The organism is Clostridium transplantifaecale (genome assembly GCF_900626075.1).
In the GTDB taxonomy this organism is placed as follows: domain Bacteria; phylum Bacillota; class Clostridia; order Lachnospirales; family Lachnospiraceae; genus Otoolea; species Otoolea transplantifaecalis.
Genome location: NZ_UYZY01000003.1, coordinates 340,949 through 355,220 on the forward strand (window position 1 = coordinate 340,949; position 14,272 = coordinate 355,220).

The 14,272-nt window shown below is 50.1% G+C and carries 14 protein-coding genes; 12 read left to right on the forward strand and 2 right to left on the reverse strand.

Features of this window, described 5'->3' with window-relative positions; all coding sequences use genetic code 11:
• Window positions 1-212: 212 nt before the first annotated feature.
• A complete protein-coding gene (locus EJL91_RS13085; protein ID WP_125142412.1) occupies window positions 213-1,127 on the forward strand; it encodes a LysR family transcriptional regulator in 915 nt (304 codons plus the stop codon).
• Window positions 1,128-1,145: 18 nt separating this feature from the next.
• Here EJL91_RS13085 and EJL91_RS13090 read toward each other — a convergent pair whose 3' ends face one another.
• Together EJL91_RS13090 and EJL91_RS13095 are read right to left on the reverse strand one after the other, a co-directional pair.
• Window positions 1,146-1,733 (reverse strand): hypothetical protein, encoded by a 588-nt coding sequence (locus EJL91_RS13090; RefSeq protein ID WP_125142413.1) that lies wholly within the window; start codon window positions 1,731-1,733, stop codon window positions 1,146-1,148.
• Complete coding sequence (locus tag EJL91_RS13095) at window positions 1,730-2,281, reverse strand: PadR family transcriptional regulator (RefSeq protein WP_125142414.1); 552 nt, start codon at window positions 2,279-2,281, stop codon at window positions 1,730-1,732. The genes EJL91_RS13090 and EJL91_RS13095 overlap by 4 nt, the downstream gene beginning before the upstream one ends.
• Window positions 2,282-2,477: 196 nt before the next feature.
• Between EJL91_RS13095 and EJL91_RS13100 the strand changes: the two genes are divergently transcribed.
• The 11 genes from EJL91_RS13100 to EJL91_RS13150 all read left to right on the forward strand — a co-directional run bounded on the left by EJL91_RS13100 (window position 2,478) and on the right by EJL91_RS13150 (window position 14,146).
• Window positions 2,478-3,098: a TetR/AcrR family transcriptional regulator gene (locus EJL91_RS13100; protein ID WP_125142415.1), complete on the forward strand. Its 621-nt coding sequence runs from the start codon at window positions 2,478-2,480 to the stop codon at window positions 3,096-3,098.
• A 227-nt stretch (window positions 3,099-3,325) separates the two neighbouring features.
• On the forward strand, window positions 3,326-5,131 hold the full coding sequence (locus EJL91_RS13105; protein ID WP_125142786.1) for an ABC transporter ATP-binding protein: 1,806 nt from the start codon (window positions 3,326-3,328) through the stop codon (window positions 5,129-5,131).
• A complete protein-coding gene (locus EJL91_RS13110) occupies window positions 5,128-6,870 on the forward strand; it encodes an ABC transporter ATP-binding protein (protein ID WP_125142416.1) in 1,743 nt (580 codons plus the stop codon). The genes EJL91_RS13105 and EJL91_RS13110 overlap by 4 nt, the downstream gene beginning before the upstream one ends.
• Before the next feature lie 151 nt (window positions 6,871-7,021).
• Window positions 7,022-7,288 carry a DUF3795 domain-containing protein gene (locus tag EJL91_RS13115; RefSeq protein WP_125142417.1) on the forward strand — a complete coding sequence of 89 codons (267 nt, stop codon included), beginning with the start codon at window positions 7,022-7,024 and terminating at the stop codon, window positions 7,286-7,288.
• A gap of 268 nt (window positions 7,289-7,556) precedes the next feature.
• Entirely contained in the window at window positions 7,557-7,991 is a 435-nt protein-coding gene (locus tag EJL91_RS13120) for a Dps family protein (RefSeq protein ID WP_125142418.1), read from the forward strand.
• A gap of 40 nt (window positions 7,992-8,031) precedes the next feature.
• On the forward strand, window positions 8,032-8,595 hold the full coding sequence (gene ahpC / locus EJL91_RS13125; protein WP_125142419.1) for an alkyl hydroperoxide reductase subunit C: 564 nt from the start codon (window positions 8,032-8,034) through the stop codon (window positions 8,593-8,595).
• Between the two features lie 156 nt (window positions 8,596-8,751).
• Window positions 8,752-10,455 carry an FAD-dependent oxidoreductase gene (locus tag EJL91_RS13130; protein ID WP_125142420.1) on the forward strand — a complete coding sequence of 568 codons (1,704 nt, stop codon included), beginning with the start codon at window positions 8,752-8,754 and terminating at the stop codon, window positions 10,453-10,455.
• Window positions 10,456-10,703: 248 nt separating this feature from the next.
• Window positions 10,704-10,826 carry a cation transporter gene (locus EJL91_RS13135; protein ID WP_125142421.1) on the forward strand — a complete coding sequence of 41 codons (123 nt, stop codon included), beginning with the start codon at window positions 10,704-10,706 and terminating at the stop codon, window positions 10,824-10,826.
• A gap of 35 nt (window positions 10,827-10,861) precedes the next feature.
• On the forward strand, window positions 10,862-12,766 hold the full coding sequence (locus EJL91_RS13140) for a heavy metal translocating P-type ATPase (protein WP_125142422.1): 1,905 nt from the start codon (window positions 10,862-10,864) through the stop codon (window positions 12,764-12,766).
• A gap of 68 nt (window positions 12,767-12,834) precedes the next feature.
• On the forward strand, window positions 12,835-13,740 hold the full coding sequence (locus tag EJL91_RS13145; RefSeq protein ID WP_164516843.1) for a helix-turn-helix transcriptional regulator: 906 nt from the start codon (window positions 12,835-12,837) through the stop codon (window positions 13,738-13,740).
• A gap of 124 nt (window positions 13,741-13,864) precedes the next feature.
• Window positions 13,865-14,146: a DUF2325 domain-containing protein gene (locus EJL91_RS13150; protein ID WP_125142424.1), complete on the forward strand. Its 282-nt coding sequence runs from the start codon at window positions 13,865-13,867 to the stop codon at window positions 14,144-14,146.
• Window positions 14,147-14,272 lie beyond the last annotated feature (126 nt).

Below are 14,272 nucleotides of genomic sequence, written 5' to 3' on the forward strand. Positions count from 1 at the left end.
CCTTTTAATTCCCCGTCCTGATTTCTTGACAAATCAGGTATTGCAATATTATTATGGGGGATGAGGAATCAAAAGTGTTATTTATGTTGAAAATAATATAACACGATTGAATCATGATGCCTATTCCCGGTTCTGTCATAAAGATATAAGTAATTTGCAATATGAGAAACGGTAGATCAAAATCAATATTTTTCAGTCTGGGAGGAAAGTAAATGTACACGAAAAATCCGGAATATTTTTTAACGGTCGCCAGGGAGGGAAGTATTTCCAGGGCGGCGGAAAAGCTGTATCTGTCACAGCCGTATCTGAGCCAGTGCATCGGGAGGCTGGAACAGGAGCTTCAGATGAAGCTGTTTGATCGGAGCCACACACCTCTTGTCCTGACAGAGGCGGGGAGGCTTTATCTCAGCTATCTGGAAAGCGTGGGGACGCTCACCGGCAAGTTTGAATCGCAGGTGGAGGGGTTGAGGACGGGCAGCAGGCAGACCCTGAACGTGGGAATGACGCCGTGGCGCGGTTCCGTACTGCTCCCGGATATTCTCCCGGCTTTCGCCGCTTCTCATCCCGAAGTGCGGATTGTGCTGCACGAAAACCATTCAAATATCTTGTCGGGGCTGCTGGAGGAAGACAGGCTGGATTTTGCTTTAATGAATATCCCGAATAAGATGGACGGTTTTGTCTATCAGGCCGTTTTCTATGAAAAGATGTTTCTGGTAGCCAATAAGACCCATCCGGCGGTGCGGGATAAAAAGACTTCCCACGCCCATCCCGCGTATATCGATATGCAGGAACTGCGCGGCGAACGATTTATCCTTTTGCCGAATGAGCAGGTAATGGGACAGGCTATGGAGAATCTGTTTGTGAGAATGAATATGCAGAATGCGGATATTCTTTATACGACCAGCAGCACAACAGCGGTCAATCTGGTCAGCGCAGGATTCGGCATCACCTTTCTGCCGGAGGGCGGCATCCGCCATGTGCCGCACCTGGACCGGCTGGCGCTCTTCACTGTGGATGATCCGCCGTTCTGTGTGCCTTTACTGATTTTGTATAAAAAGAACGCGTTCCTGACGCCGCAGGCGGAGGACTTTATCAAAATGACGAAAGCTTTTTATGCGGGACTGTAGGGAAATTTCCAGTCCCGCTTAGGAACCTCCCGCAACTTTAGCCGGATACCATTTGGCAAACCAGGCCGTGAAGACGCCTAAGAGAGCCGTAATTACCCATACGCAGATTTCAAAGGCCGGAAGTCCTGACGCGCCCCTGGATGTAACGTAGAGTGAGGCCAGGCCCCACAGCAGATAGGCGGTACTCCACATTGCGGTCAGTATCCGGTTTGTCTTTATAAAGAGAGGATTTTTCCAGGCTTTTTCCCCGCCGTAATCCCTGCAGGAATAGTAAGCGGTGACGGGAACCTCTAAAAATGAGGACACCAGCCAGATGGTTCCGATTGCCAGGGAGGGGAGAGCGGCCTGCCACAGCGCTCCGCCGCCTGTCATCATCAAGAGCCCGATCACTGTGGCGGCAAAAGCGCCGATTCGTTCATAGGGAGTGGGCAGCCAGTGAAAATGCAGGAGCATCACAAGGCTGCCCGCCAGGATTCCAGCCGCCCCTCCTAAAACGGGTTCAATTTCCCGGCAGAAGCTGGTACGTTTTACCAAGATCCGTGAAATACATTTCCAAAACCATATCTTTCCGCCTTTCGGGCTGCCGTTTAATACGAGTATGTTCATTGTAATTTCTCCAGAGTTCTGATGGCTTCTTCCGCAAATTCAAGGCAGGCTTTGATATGAAGTTCCCCAAAGCGGGCGGTAAGTCCCCAGTATACGGGTTCCCGGTTTTGTGAAGTAAACTGTGAATAATGCTCGATACTGCCGCCCACTGTCTTCAGGGCATTCAGTTCCTCCAGGCATCTCACTTTATATTCCTTCAGCATTTCTATATTATCGCCGACGCTTTTTTCACCCGAAAAAAAGAGTTTCATTAAAAACGTGCTGCGCGTCTGGAATTCGTTGTCCAGATTGTTCTCAGAAAGCCAGTCATGCAGTTCTTTCTTTCCCGGTTCGGTGAGGGAATAGAGCTTCTTGTTCGGTTTATCGGTCTGGTAGACGATCTCCGATGTGAGCCAGCCGGACTGCTCCATTCTGTTCAGTTCGCGGTAAATCTGACTTGTCTGTGCCTTCCAGAACAGGAACAGGGAATCCTTAAACGTTTTGTCAAGCTCGTATCCCGTCATGCTGCCGTAGCTCAGCAGCCCCAGCAGTCCATGTTTTAATGACATACGAATACCTCCTGTTTATATTTTACTTTTAGTATATTCTACAAGTGTAATATAGTCAACCTGCATTTCAGAAGTTTTTATCTCGATCCGACTTTATTGAGAAAAGGAGTCATTTGGTTATCTTGACGGATATTGCATTCGGTTGTATTATAACAGTGTTATATAACGCTGTTACATTTGAGGAGATATCCGGATTATGATAGGAAACACAATTAAAAATACGGCCGACGCCATACTGGAGGCTGGAAAAAATGAATTTTTGACTTATGGGTATGAAAAGGCTTCCCTTCGGAGAATCGCTGCCGCCGCATCCGTTACCACGGGTGCCATATACGGCTGCTTTTCGGGAAAAGAAGCTATCTTTGAGGCGCTGACGGGGGAGGCGGCGCGGGGGCTGGTGGACCGGTATATTGAGGTTCACGAGGATTTTGCTTCGCTTACGCCAAAGGAGCAGGTGAGAGAGCTTGCAACCGTCACCGATGAATATGTGCCCTGGCTGATCGATTATGTCTATGACCATTTTGATGCGTTTAAGCTTCTTCTGTGCTGTGGCGCGCCGGGAAGCGCCGAGGCGTTTTTTGCCCGCCTGGCTAAAGTGGAGGAGCAGTCATGCCGGGATTTTGTCGCGGCGGTAAAGGAACTGGGCCGCGAAGTGCCGGAACTGGATGATACGCTGATCCACATTGTCTGTCGCTCTTTTTTTCAGCAGCTTCAGGAGTTTGTGTCCCATGACGTGCCTAGGGAACGGGCGCTTTCCTGCGCGGTGATTCTGGGCCGATTCCAGCATGCGGGATGGGCGAAGATTCTGAATCTTTAGAAGAGAGCGGGAAGGAGAGAAGGCATGACTAGGAGAAGAAACAGTTATGTTAGATGGTTAGTGATAACTAACTGCCTGGCCGAGGATGGTACGAAATGGCCAAAGCAATATGAAATCATTGAAGCAGTATGAATTGCTGAGGCAGTATGAAATCAATGAAGCAGTGCAAAATTATTTAAAAGGAGGAGAAATTAGTGGAAGACAGGTATAGAAATACGAAAAATATCATGACGGAACTGCCCGGGACGGGCAAAATCTCACTGATGACGTTTGCCGGGAAACACCGGTATCTCACGGCTCTTGGCTGTGTGCTGTCCGGTATCAGCGCCGTGGTGGGACTGTTTCCCTACATATGCATGTGGAATGTAATAAAGGAGACGGTGCTCGGCTGGACGTCGGGACCGGACGGAGGAAGTCTCGTGCGATTTGGATGGATGGCGGTCGCCTCCTCCCTTCTCAGCATGCTCCTGTATTTCTGCGCGCTTATGTGCACCCATATATCGGCATTCCGCACGGCCAGAAATCTGAAAACGGTGGCGCTCCATCATCTGTCGCGCCTGCCGATCGGTTACTTTAAACAGGCAGGCAGCGGAAAAATACGAAGAATTATCGACGATGGGGCGGGACTGACGGAAACGTACCTGGCGCATCAGCTGCCCGATCTGGCGGGAGCTGTTGTGACGCCGGCAGCCGTGCTTGTGCTGCTTTTTGTTTTCGACTGGAGATTCGGCCTGATCAGCCTGATTCCGATGGCGGCCGGCGTACTCTTTTTAAGCCGCATGATGGGACCGGGAATGGCTAAAGCCATGAAGGAGTATCAGAATGCATTGGAGGATATGAACAATGAGGCGGTGGAGTATGTGAGGGGAATCCCGGTGGTAAAGACATTCCAGCAGAGTATTTTCTCCTTTAAAAGTTTTCACGATTCCATCCTGCGCTATAAGAGCTGGGCGATGAACTATGCCGGTTCCCTGCGGATTCCGATGTGCTGCTACACCGTGAGTATCAACGGCGTATTTGCGGTTCTGATTCCGGCCGGGCTTCTGCTGGCGGGAGATATGGTATCACAGGCCGCTTATACGACGGTGGCGCTGGATCTCACTTTTTATATTCTGTTCACGCCAATCTGTGTGTCGATGATGGATAAAATCATGTGGACCAGCGAGAACACCATGAAGGCCAACGATGCGCTGAGAAGAATTCTCGAAATTGTGAATGAAAAACCTCTCCCGGAGCCGGAAAAGTCTGAGAAACCGGAAGATTCTGAGATTCGCTTCAGGGACGTTTCCTTTTCCTACCGCAAAGAAGCGCCCGGGGAAAATCCGGTTCCGGCTCTTTCCCATGTATCGCTTACCGTGCCGCAGGGGACGACGGCCGCTATTGTCGGCGCGTCCGGGAGCGGAAAGACGACGCTGGCAAGCATGATTCCGAGATTTTTCGATGTGAATCAGGGCAGCATTTCAATTGGCGGTGTGGATGTGAGGAATATCGGGACCGAGGAACTGATGAAGCAGGTCAGCTTTGTTTTCCAGGACAGCCATTTATTTAAGGACAGCCTGCTTAACAATATCCGCGCGGCCAGGCCGGACGCTGCAAAGAGCGAGGTGGAATACGCCATCTCCGCGGCCAGGTGTGAGGATATTATTGAGAAAATGCCGAATGGGCTTGATACGGTCGTCGGCACAAAAGGAGTTTATCTGTCGGGAGGAGAGGTCCAGAGGATTGCCCTGGCCAGGGCGATTTTAAAGGATGCGCCTATTGTGCTTTTGGATGAGGCAACCGCATTTGCAGATCCCGATAATGAGTATCTGATCCAGCAGGCATTCGAAAAACTGGTGGAGGGAAAGACGGTGGTGATGATAGCCCACAGATTATCCACCGTGTGCCGGGCCGATCAGATTTTCGTCATGGAGGAGGGACGCATTGCCGAACAGGGCAGGCATGAGGAGTTACTTGCGGCGGGCGGACTGTATGCATCTATGTGGAAAAATTACCAGATGTCGGTTGAATGGAAGGTAGGTGGGAAGGCATGAGCAGATATTTACAGAAAAAGTTTGCATTAAGTGATCAGGGAGGGAAAAACCTAACTAAGGCCATATTTTCCTGTGCCCTTACCAATATAGGGCTGATGGTTCCAATGGGCCTTTTACTTATTTTTATGGAATGGCTGTTTGCATCGATAGTGAATCTTAAAGCTCCCGGGATGGGACTGGGAGGCTATATCGCTTTCAGCGCGGTTCTGCTGGCCGTTCTCTTTGTATTTGAATATATCCAGTACAATGCCACGTTTATTTCCTCCTATGCGGAGAGCGCCAGCATGCGTATCCGAATGGCGGAACGTCTCAGGAAGCTTCCGCTGTCCTTCTTCGGGAAACGTGATCTGGCCGATTTGACAACCACAATTATGGCGGACTGCGCCTTTGTGGAGACGGCATTTTCCCATTTTATCCCGGAACTCATCGGAGCGCTTTTATCTACGGCACTGATTGGAATCGGTCTGCTTGCCGCGGACTGGCGCATGGCTCTTTCCGTACTCTGGGTGGCGCCGGTTTCTTTCCTGCTTGCGGCGGGTACAAGGCCTATGGTGGATCGGATGGAACGCCGTCAGAAGGAAAAAAAGCTGGCCGCCTCCGACGGAATCCAGGAGTGCATTGAGAATATTCAGGACATCAAAGCCAATAACCAGAGGGAAGAGTATCTGGAAGGCCTGACCGGAAAACTCCTGGATGTGGAGCGTGACACAATCCGTCTGGAACTGTTCAACGGCATCCTGGTGACGGCGGCTCAGATGTTTCTGAAAATCGGAATGGCGACGACGGTGCTTGCCGGGGCATCCCTTCTGGTGTCGGGCTCCATCGGATTTATGGTATTTCTCATGTTTATGCTGGCCGCCACAAGGCTGTATCTTCCCCTTGGCAGCTGCCTGCAGAATCTTTCCGCCGTATATTCCACTCTGCTTGTGGTGGAGAGGATGAAGGTGATAGAGGAACAGCCGATCCAGGGAGGCGGGGAGAATGCCCATTACCAGGGATATGATATTGTGTTTGACCATGTCGGATTTTCTTATGAAGGAGGGGAGACCGTTTTAAGAGATGTATCGTTTACCGCCAGACAGGGTCAGGTGACGGCCCTCGTAGGGCCTTCCGGCGGAGGAAAGTCCACCAGCGCCAAGCTGGCGGCCAGATTCTGGGATATCGACAGGGGAAAGATTACGATTGGAGGCACCAATGTGAATGAGGTGGAGCCGGAAACTCTGCTTAAGAGTTTTTCTATCGTGTTCCAGGATGTGGTGCTGTTTAATAATACAATTATGGAAAATATCAGGCTGGGCAGAAAGGGAGCCGGTGACGAAGAAGTCATGGCAGCCGCCAGGGCGGCCCGGTGCGAGGAATTTATCCTGCGTCTGCCAAAAGGGTACCAGACCAGAATCGGGGAAAACGGTTCCACCCTGTCGGGAGGGGAGAGACAGCGTCTTTCCATAGCAAGGGCGCTTCTGAAGGATGCCCCGATCATTCTGATGGATGAGGCCACCGCTTCCCTGGATGTGGAAAATGAGACACTTGTGCAGGAGGCGATTTCAAATCTTGTCAAGGAGAAAACCGTTCTGATTATCGCCCATCGGATGAGAACCGTGGCGGGAGCCGACAAAATTGTGGTATTAAAAGACGGCTGCGTAGCCGAGCAGGGAACGCCAAAAGAGCTGATGAGGCAAAACGGGGTATACAGGCACATGGCCGAGCTGCAGGGACAGAGCCTGAGATGGGGGATATAAAAAGGATAGCGGGAGGAGGCGTACTGTTCCGCCTACTACCGCCTTGAGTTTTTATTGTTTTTCCGTATATTGATATGACATGACAGACTGTTGTCATGTTTCCTCTGATATAATAAGCCATAAAAAGACAAAAAAGTGGAGGAATACAGTGATGGCTGAGTCGAGATGTGGTATTTTATGCGGGGAATGTGAATATAAAGAACAGATGGGGTGCAAAGGCTGCGTACAGATTGATAAACCGTTCTGGGGAGAAAGCTGCCCCGTAAAAGTCTGCTGTGAAGAGAAAGAACAGGAACACTGCGGACTGTGTGATGAATTTCCCTGTGACCTGCTGAAGCAGTTTGCCTATGATGAACAGCAGGGGGATGACGGTAAACGCATTGAACAGTGCAGATGCTGGGCAGAAAACGGAAGATAAACCGAATATCATATGGAAGGGCCTGTTTTTGCATACAGAGGATAAATGCCTGTACGGGGAACAGGCCTGTTTTATATTGGGGGAATACAGGTCCATGAGCGGAAGGCAAATCTGAGGTGGATGATATTGATAATAATTATTAATATTATTTCTTGACAAAATGAACGGCGTCTGATAGAATGACGATAAGTTAGTAATAACTAACTCGAAAAAACTAATGATTCAGGTTAAGCGAAGATATAGATTACAGAAAGAAAGGAAGAAAAACATGAAAGAATTAATGAACGATTTAAATCAGTTACTCGCAGACTTAAACCTCTTATACCGCAAATTACAGAATTACCACTGGAACGTACAGGGAAAGGAATTTTTCGTTCTGCATGGAAAACTGGAAGAATATTACAACGGAGTAAATGAGGAGATTGACCAGATAGCGGAGCAAATCCTGATGCTGGAGGGGCAGCCTCTCGGAAGGATGAAAGATTATCTGGAGATTGGTAAGATTGAGGAAGCTTCCAATGAAAAAGTGGGAGCAGCCGTTATCCTGGAAAATGTCCTGGCAGATTTCAGCTATGTGAAGAGACTTCTAATCAGCGTGAAAGAGAAGGCGGATGAAAACAAAGTATACGAGGTATCCTCGATGGCGGATTCTATGATAGCCCAGTACAGCAAGGCTGTCTGGATGCTCGAACAGTCAAAGTAGAAAACAAAAAATAAGACAATTATTTTAAGGAGGAATTACAATGTCATTAATTGGAAAAGAGATAAGCGACTTTACGGTACAGGCCTATGCGGACGGCAATTTTAAAGAAATCAGCAAAGCGGATGTAACAGGAAAGTGGGCGGTATTTTTCTTCTACCCGGCGGATTTTACCTTTGTGTGCCCGACAGAGCTGGAGGATTTAGCCAACAAGTATGAGGAGTTCAAGTCGGTGGGCTGCGAAATTTACAGCGTATCCTGCGACAGCCATTTTGTACACAAGGCATGGCATGATGCATCCGCAACAATTAAGAAGATTGGATACCCGATGCTGGCCGACCCGACGGGCAAGCTTGCCAGGGACTTTGATGTGATGATTGAAGAGAGCGGGATGGCAGAGCGCGGAAGCTTTATCGTGAATCCGGAAGGAAAGATTGTGGCCTACGAGGTCATTGCCGGTAACGTGGGCAGAAATGCGGACGAGCTGTTCAGAAGGGTGCAGGCATCCCAGTTCGTGGCAGAGCACGGCGACCAGGTTTGCCCGGCCAAGTGGCAGCCGGGAGCCGAGACCTTAAAACCCAGCCTGGACCTGGTGGGACTGATTTAAGGACCGGTTCAGACACCGGAAAAGATACAATGTAACCGAACAGGGGAGGAGGACGGAGACTTCTGAAAAGAAGAGGAAGTCTTCCTTCTTTTTTAACCGGAACAGAAAAAGGACGGCGCATTCCGTATGGGCGGCCATATGGTGAAAGGAGCAAAATTGGAACATTTATATGACGTAATCATTGTCGGCGGCGGTCCGGCAGGGCTGTCGGCGGCTATCTATATGGCCAGGGCCAGATATAAGGTCCTGGTGATGGAAAAGGAGAAGATCGGCGGCCAGATCACGATCACATCGGAGATTGTCAATTATCCGGGAGTGGAAAGAACAAGCGGAAAGGAACTGACGAATTCGATGAAGGAGCAGGCCGAGGCGTTCGGGGCCGAGTTTATCCTGGCGGAAGTATTTGACATGGAGCTTGAAGAGGATATCAAGACACTCCGCACGACAGCAGGGGAGTACAGGGCTTTGGGTATTGTTCTGGCTACGGGAGCAAATCCGAGAAAGCTTGGCTTTAAAGGGGAAAAGGAATTCCAGGGCAGAGGCGTGGCTTACTGCGCGACCTGCGACGGAGAGTTCTTTACCGATCTGGAAGTCTTTGTCATCGGAGGCGGTTTCGCAGCGGTGGAAGAAGGGATTTTCCTGACGAAGTATGCGAAAAAGGTAAATCTGATTGTCAGGGAGGATGACTTTACCTGCGCAAAAACCGTATCCGATCAGGTGCGGAAAGAGGAAAAAATCACGGTCCGGTTTCATACCGAGATTGTGGAGGCAGGCGGGGAATCGATGGTCTCCCGCGCACGTTTCAGGGATAATAAGACAGGGGAAGAGTGGACGCATGAAGCGGGAGAGGACGGAGGATTCGGAATTTTCGTCTTTGCCGGGTACGTGCCGAACACTTCCTGGATAGGCGGCAAGGTTGCCTGCAGCAGCCAAGGCTATCTCATCACCGATGAGAACCGGAAGACCAGTGTGGAAGGGGTCTACGGAGCAGGCGATGTGTGCATTAAGAACTTAAGGCAGGTGGTGACGGCAGTGTCGGATGGCGCTGTGGCTGCCACGTCTCTGGAAAAACACGTTTCCGCAGTCCACGAAAAACTCGGAATTCCTGAACTTTTAAGAAGAGACGCGCACATGGAAAAGCTGGGAACCCGCACCGAAAGCCAGAAGAAGAAAACGGCACGGGGCACGGGAGATTCTTTGCAGGAAGGTCGGAGCGGAGAAGGAAACACCTTCTTATCGGAGGAAATCAGGCGGCAGCTATCCGGCCTGTTCGAAAAGTTTGAGAGTAAGGTCATGATAAAAGCGGAGCTGGACGGCAGTCCGCTGGCGGGGGAGATGAGCGGCTTCCTGGGAGAACTGGAAGGGCTCACGGATCGGCTCATCTGCGTGAGGGAGAGAATGACGGAGCAGGAAAAGAGCAGGAGAGAGGCGGACGGCGAACTGTTTCCGGCCTTCCGGATTATGAGGGAGGACGGGAGCGGGGGAAACATCCTGTTCCACGGAGTGCCGGGAGGCCACGAGTTTAATTCCTTTGTTATTGCCTTGTATAATACGGCGGGGCCGGGGCAGCCGATCGATGGGGAATTGAAACAGCGTTTTTCATCGCTTGGAAAGGAAATGAATGTGAAAGTCATGGTATCACTGTCCTGCACTATGTGCCCGGAAGTGGTGATGGCTGTACAGAGAGCCGCCTCCCTTTCAGAAATGGTGACGGGAGAGATGGTTGACCTGATGCATTATCCGGAACTGAAAAAGAAATATAAGATTATGAGTGTTCCCTGCATGATTGTCAACAACAGCCGGGTTTATTTCGGAAAGAAGAGCCTCGAAGAAGTGGCGGGGATATTGGAGGAGACATGATTTTGTGAGTAAAAATAATAAATATAAAAGCGTCCGTCACAGCGGGCGCTTTTTCCGTCTTTATTCAGAGCAGGGCGGCCGCGCACGGAGAGAGCAAAATGCTCCACAAGGCCGCACCATGAATCCGTTTGGACATATCTATATTACCCTATTGATTTTTTCTTCATCAGCGGTTATATTATATATATGAACAAATGAATAAATGTTCATATGAAAAATATATTACATTCATACAGGAGGCAGATGCCATGAAAAAATCTATGAAACTAATGGATTTAGATTGTGCCTATTGTGCATCAAAAATCGAGGAAGCAGTCAACAAAGTGGGCGGTGTGGCAAAGGCGGAAATGAATTTCCTGAGCCAGAAATAAAGCCGCCTTTTCCATCAGAAAGGAGAGGAAATACCATGACAAAAAAACAGAAAAAACAGCTGGGCCGCATTCTTTCAGCCATTGCTATTTTTATTCTTTCGTCCCTGCTTCTGCCGGGACCCGGGGCAAAGACGGCCGGTTATCTCGTCTGTTATGCCGTGATTGGATGGGATATTGTGTGGAAAGCGGTAAAGAATATTCTGAACGGACAGGTGTTTGATGAAAATTTCCTGATGACCGTTGCGACGGTCGGAGCGCTCTGCCTGGGCGAATATGCGGAAGGCGTTGCGGTCATGCTGTTCTATCAGGTAGGAGAGCTGTTCCAGAGCTACGCGGTCAGCAGATCGCGCCGCTCCATCAGCAGCCTGATGGATATCCGTCCCGATTATGCTAATCTGGTGAGGGATGGGAAAACGGTCCGGGTGGATCCGGAGGAAGTGCAGGCGGGCGATACGATTGTCATCAGGGCCGGGGAACGGGTGCCGTTAGACGGAGTGGTGACGGACGGAACCTCATCGCTGGATACCTCGGCCCTGACCGGGGAATCCATGCCGCGGGAGTTGGCCGCAGGCGGTGAAGTGATCAGCGGGTGCATCAACCAGTCGGGAACTCTCAGGGTGCGGGTATCCAAGGTATACAGCGAATCTACCGTATCAAAGATTCTGGACCTGGTGGAAAATGCCGGAAGCAAGAAGTCGAAATCGGAGGCATTTATCACACGTTTTGCAAGGTATTATACGCCAGTGGTTGTAATAGCGGCGGCGTTGCTGGCCGTACTGCCTCCGCTTATCCTGGGACAGGGGTTTTCCATGTGGATTGAGCGTGCTCTCACATTCCTTGTCATCTCATGCCCATGTGCGCTTGTGATATCAGTGCCTTTAAGTTTCTTCGGAGGAATCGGCGGCGCTTCAAAATGCGGAGTCCTGATTAAGGGCAGTAATTATCTGGAGGCGCTTGCAGACACCGGGACGGTAGTATTTGATAAAACGGGCACGCTCACAAAAGGCACATTTGCCGTCAGCGGCCTGTACCCCGAGGGTATTACAGAGGAGGAACTGCTTTATCTGGCCGCCTGTGCGGAGAAGGATTCCGGACATCCGATTTCACGTTCCATCAGGACCGCCTGCGGCAGGGAACCGGACGGCAGCCGTATTACGGAGGTAAATGAAATTGCAGGCCACGGCGTTGCGATTGTAATGGACGGCAAGTCCGTACTGGCCGGAAATGCAAAAATGATGGAGCGGGAAAATATCAGCTTTACTCCTGTCAATGAACCGGGAACCGTTATTTACGTGGCAAACGGCGGAAAATATGCAGGAGCCATTCTGATAGAGGATGAGATAAAGGACGATGCGGCTTTTGCCATCCGCGATCTGAAGAATTCCGGCGTCAGAAAAACAGTGATGCTGACGGGGGATGCTGACGCGGTTGGCCGGAAAGTGGCTGAGAAGCTTAAGCTGGACGAGGTTTATACGGAACTTCTGCCGGCAGATAAGGTCAGCCATATGGAAGAACTATTAAAAGAGACGGGCGCTAATGGAAAACTGGCCTTTGTCGGGGACGGAATCAACGATGCACCGGTGCTGGCAAGAGCAGATATTGGCATTGCCATGGGCGGGCTGGGCTCCGATGCCGCCATTGAGGCGGCCGATGTGGTTATCATGACGGATGAACCGTCCAGAATCGCAACAGCCATGCGGATATCCCGGAAGACATTACGCATCGTCCGCCAAAATATCGTGTTTGCGCTGGGAGTTAAAATACTGGTGCTGATCTTGGGAGCCCTGGGCTTTGCATCCATGTGGGCGGCGGTATTTGCCGATGTGGGCGTGTCCATTATCGCAATCCTGAACGCAATCCGCGCTCTGAATGTGCCGAAGCAGGAGGAGTTTTCCTCCTGCGGGGAAACAAAAGTGAGCGGAACAACTGCGGCGGCATAGAAGAAGGGCAGAAATGAATTTAAAAAAACGCTCCGGGACAAAAAGGTGAAAGAAGGGGAGGAATGGAAATGGAAAAGTACGGCAGGGCAGGAATACACAGCGAGGAAAGCAGCTCCGTGGAAGTGTTTGAGGTTCTGCCGGGAATTAAACTTGTTTACAGCGACTTTACAGCGTGGGAACGCCCAAGCTGCCCGGAGGAGGAAGGCGGGATCCTGGAGATTGACTACTGCCATGAGGGCCGTGAGGAATGCAGATGGGTATGCGGAGATTATCTGTATCTGGGGCCGGGGGATCTCTGCATCACGAGGAGGGAGAGCAGCAGCCCCTCCCTCCGGTTCCCGACAGGACATTACCGCGGGATTACCGTGGTGTTGGACCTCACCGTTCTCAGGACGGTTCCCCTTCCTCTTGTAGACAGCCGGACCCTGGCCCTCGAAGGAATGGCGGATAAATTCTGCCCCGGCAGCCATTTCTTTGCAATGCGCGCCAATGCGTATATTGCCCACATTTTTTCAGAACTTTATGATATCCCGGAAGCGGTGCGGAATGATTATTTTAAGATAAAGGTGCTGGAACTCCTGATGTATCTGCGCCTGGTGGATCCGGAGGAACAGCGCCTCATTGATAAAGCCACAAGGAATCAGAGCGACGTTGTAAAAAACATAAAGGAACGGCTGTGTGAAGACCTGTCACAGGAATTTACTGTAGAAGAGCTGGCGAGAGAATTCTGTATCAGCAAAACTGCTCTTAAGTCAAATTTCAAACTGTTCTATCATGCTTCCGTCAAGGAATATCTGCGCCGGATCCGGATGGAGCGCGCAGCAGAACTTCTTATTCATACCGAAATTCCGGTGGGCGGAATTGCTTCGCAGTTGGGATATGCAAATCAGAGTAAATTTGCATCCGTTTTCAAGCAGCATCATGGAATCTCACCAATGGAGTACCGCAGAAAATGCAGACATGGAGAAAGATAGGATTTATTGATAATAATTCTCTTCTAAAACTATAGACAAGGAATACAGTGTTTGTGTATAATTCAGTTAGTTAACACTAACTCACAAAAATACAATATAACTTATCAGGACAGGAGAGTGAATTATGAGTGTAGTTATCGTAGGCGGACATGACCGTATGGTAGGACAGTACAAGAAAATTTGCAAAAATTATAAATGTAAAGCAAAGGTGTTTACGCAGATGCCGGCGGATCTCGACAAGAAAATAGGATGTCCGGACATCCTGGTGCTTTTTACAAACACCGTCTCCCACAAGATGATTAAATGCGCGCTGGGCGAAGTGGACAGCGAAAGGACGGACATCGTGCGCTGCCATACCAGCAGCGGAACAGCGCTTACGGAAATTCTGGAGCAGCGATGTTCTTGAGTGGCAATGAAAAGTTGGCGAAGCGTGCTTTTCGTTGTTAAAAAGCTTTGCAGCCGGTAAAGCGGAACATGGAAATTAAATAAATATAAGGCGGCGCAATAAACAGGTTGTGCCGCCCTTTTTCTT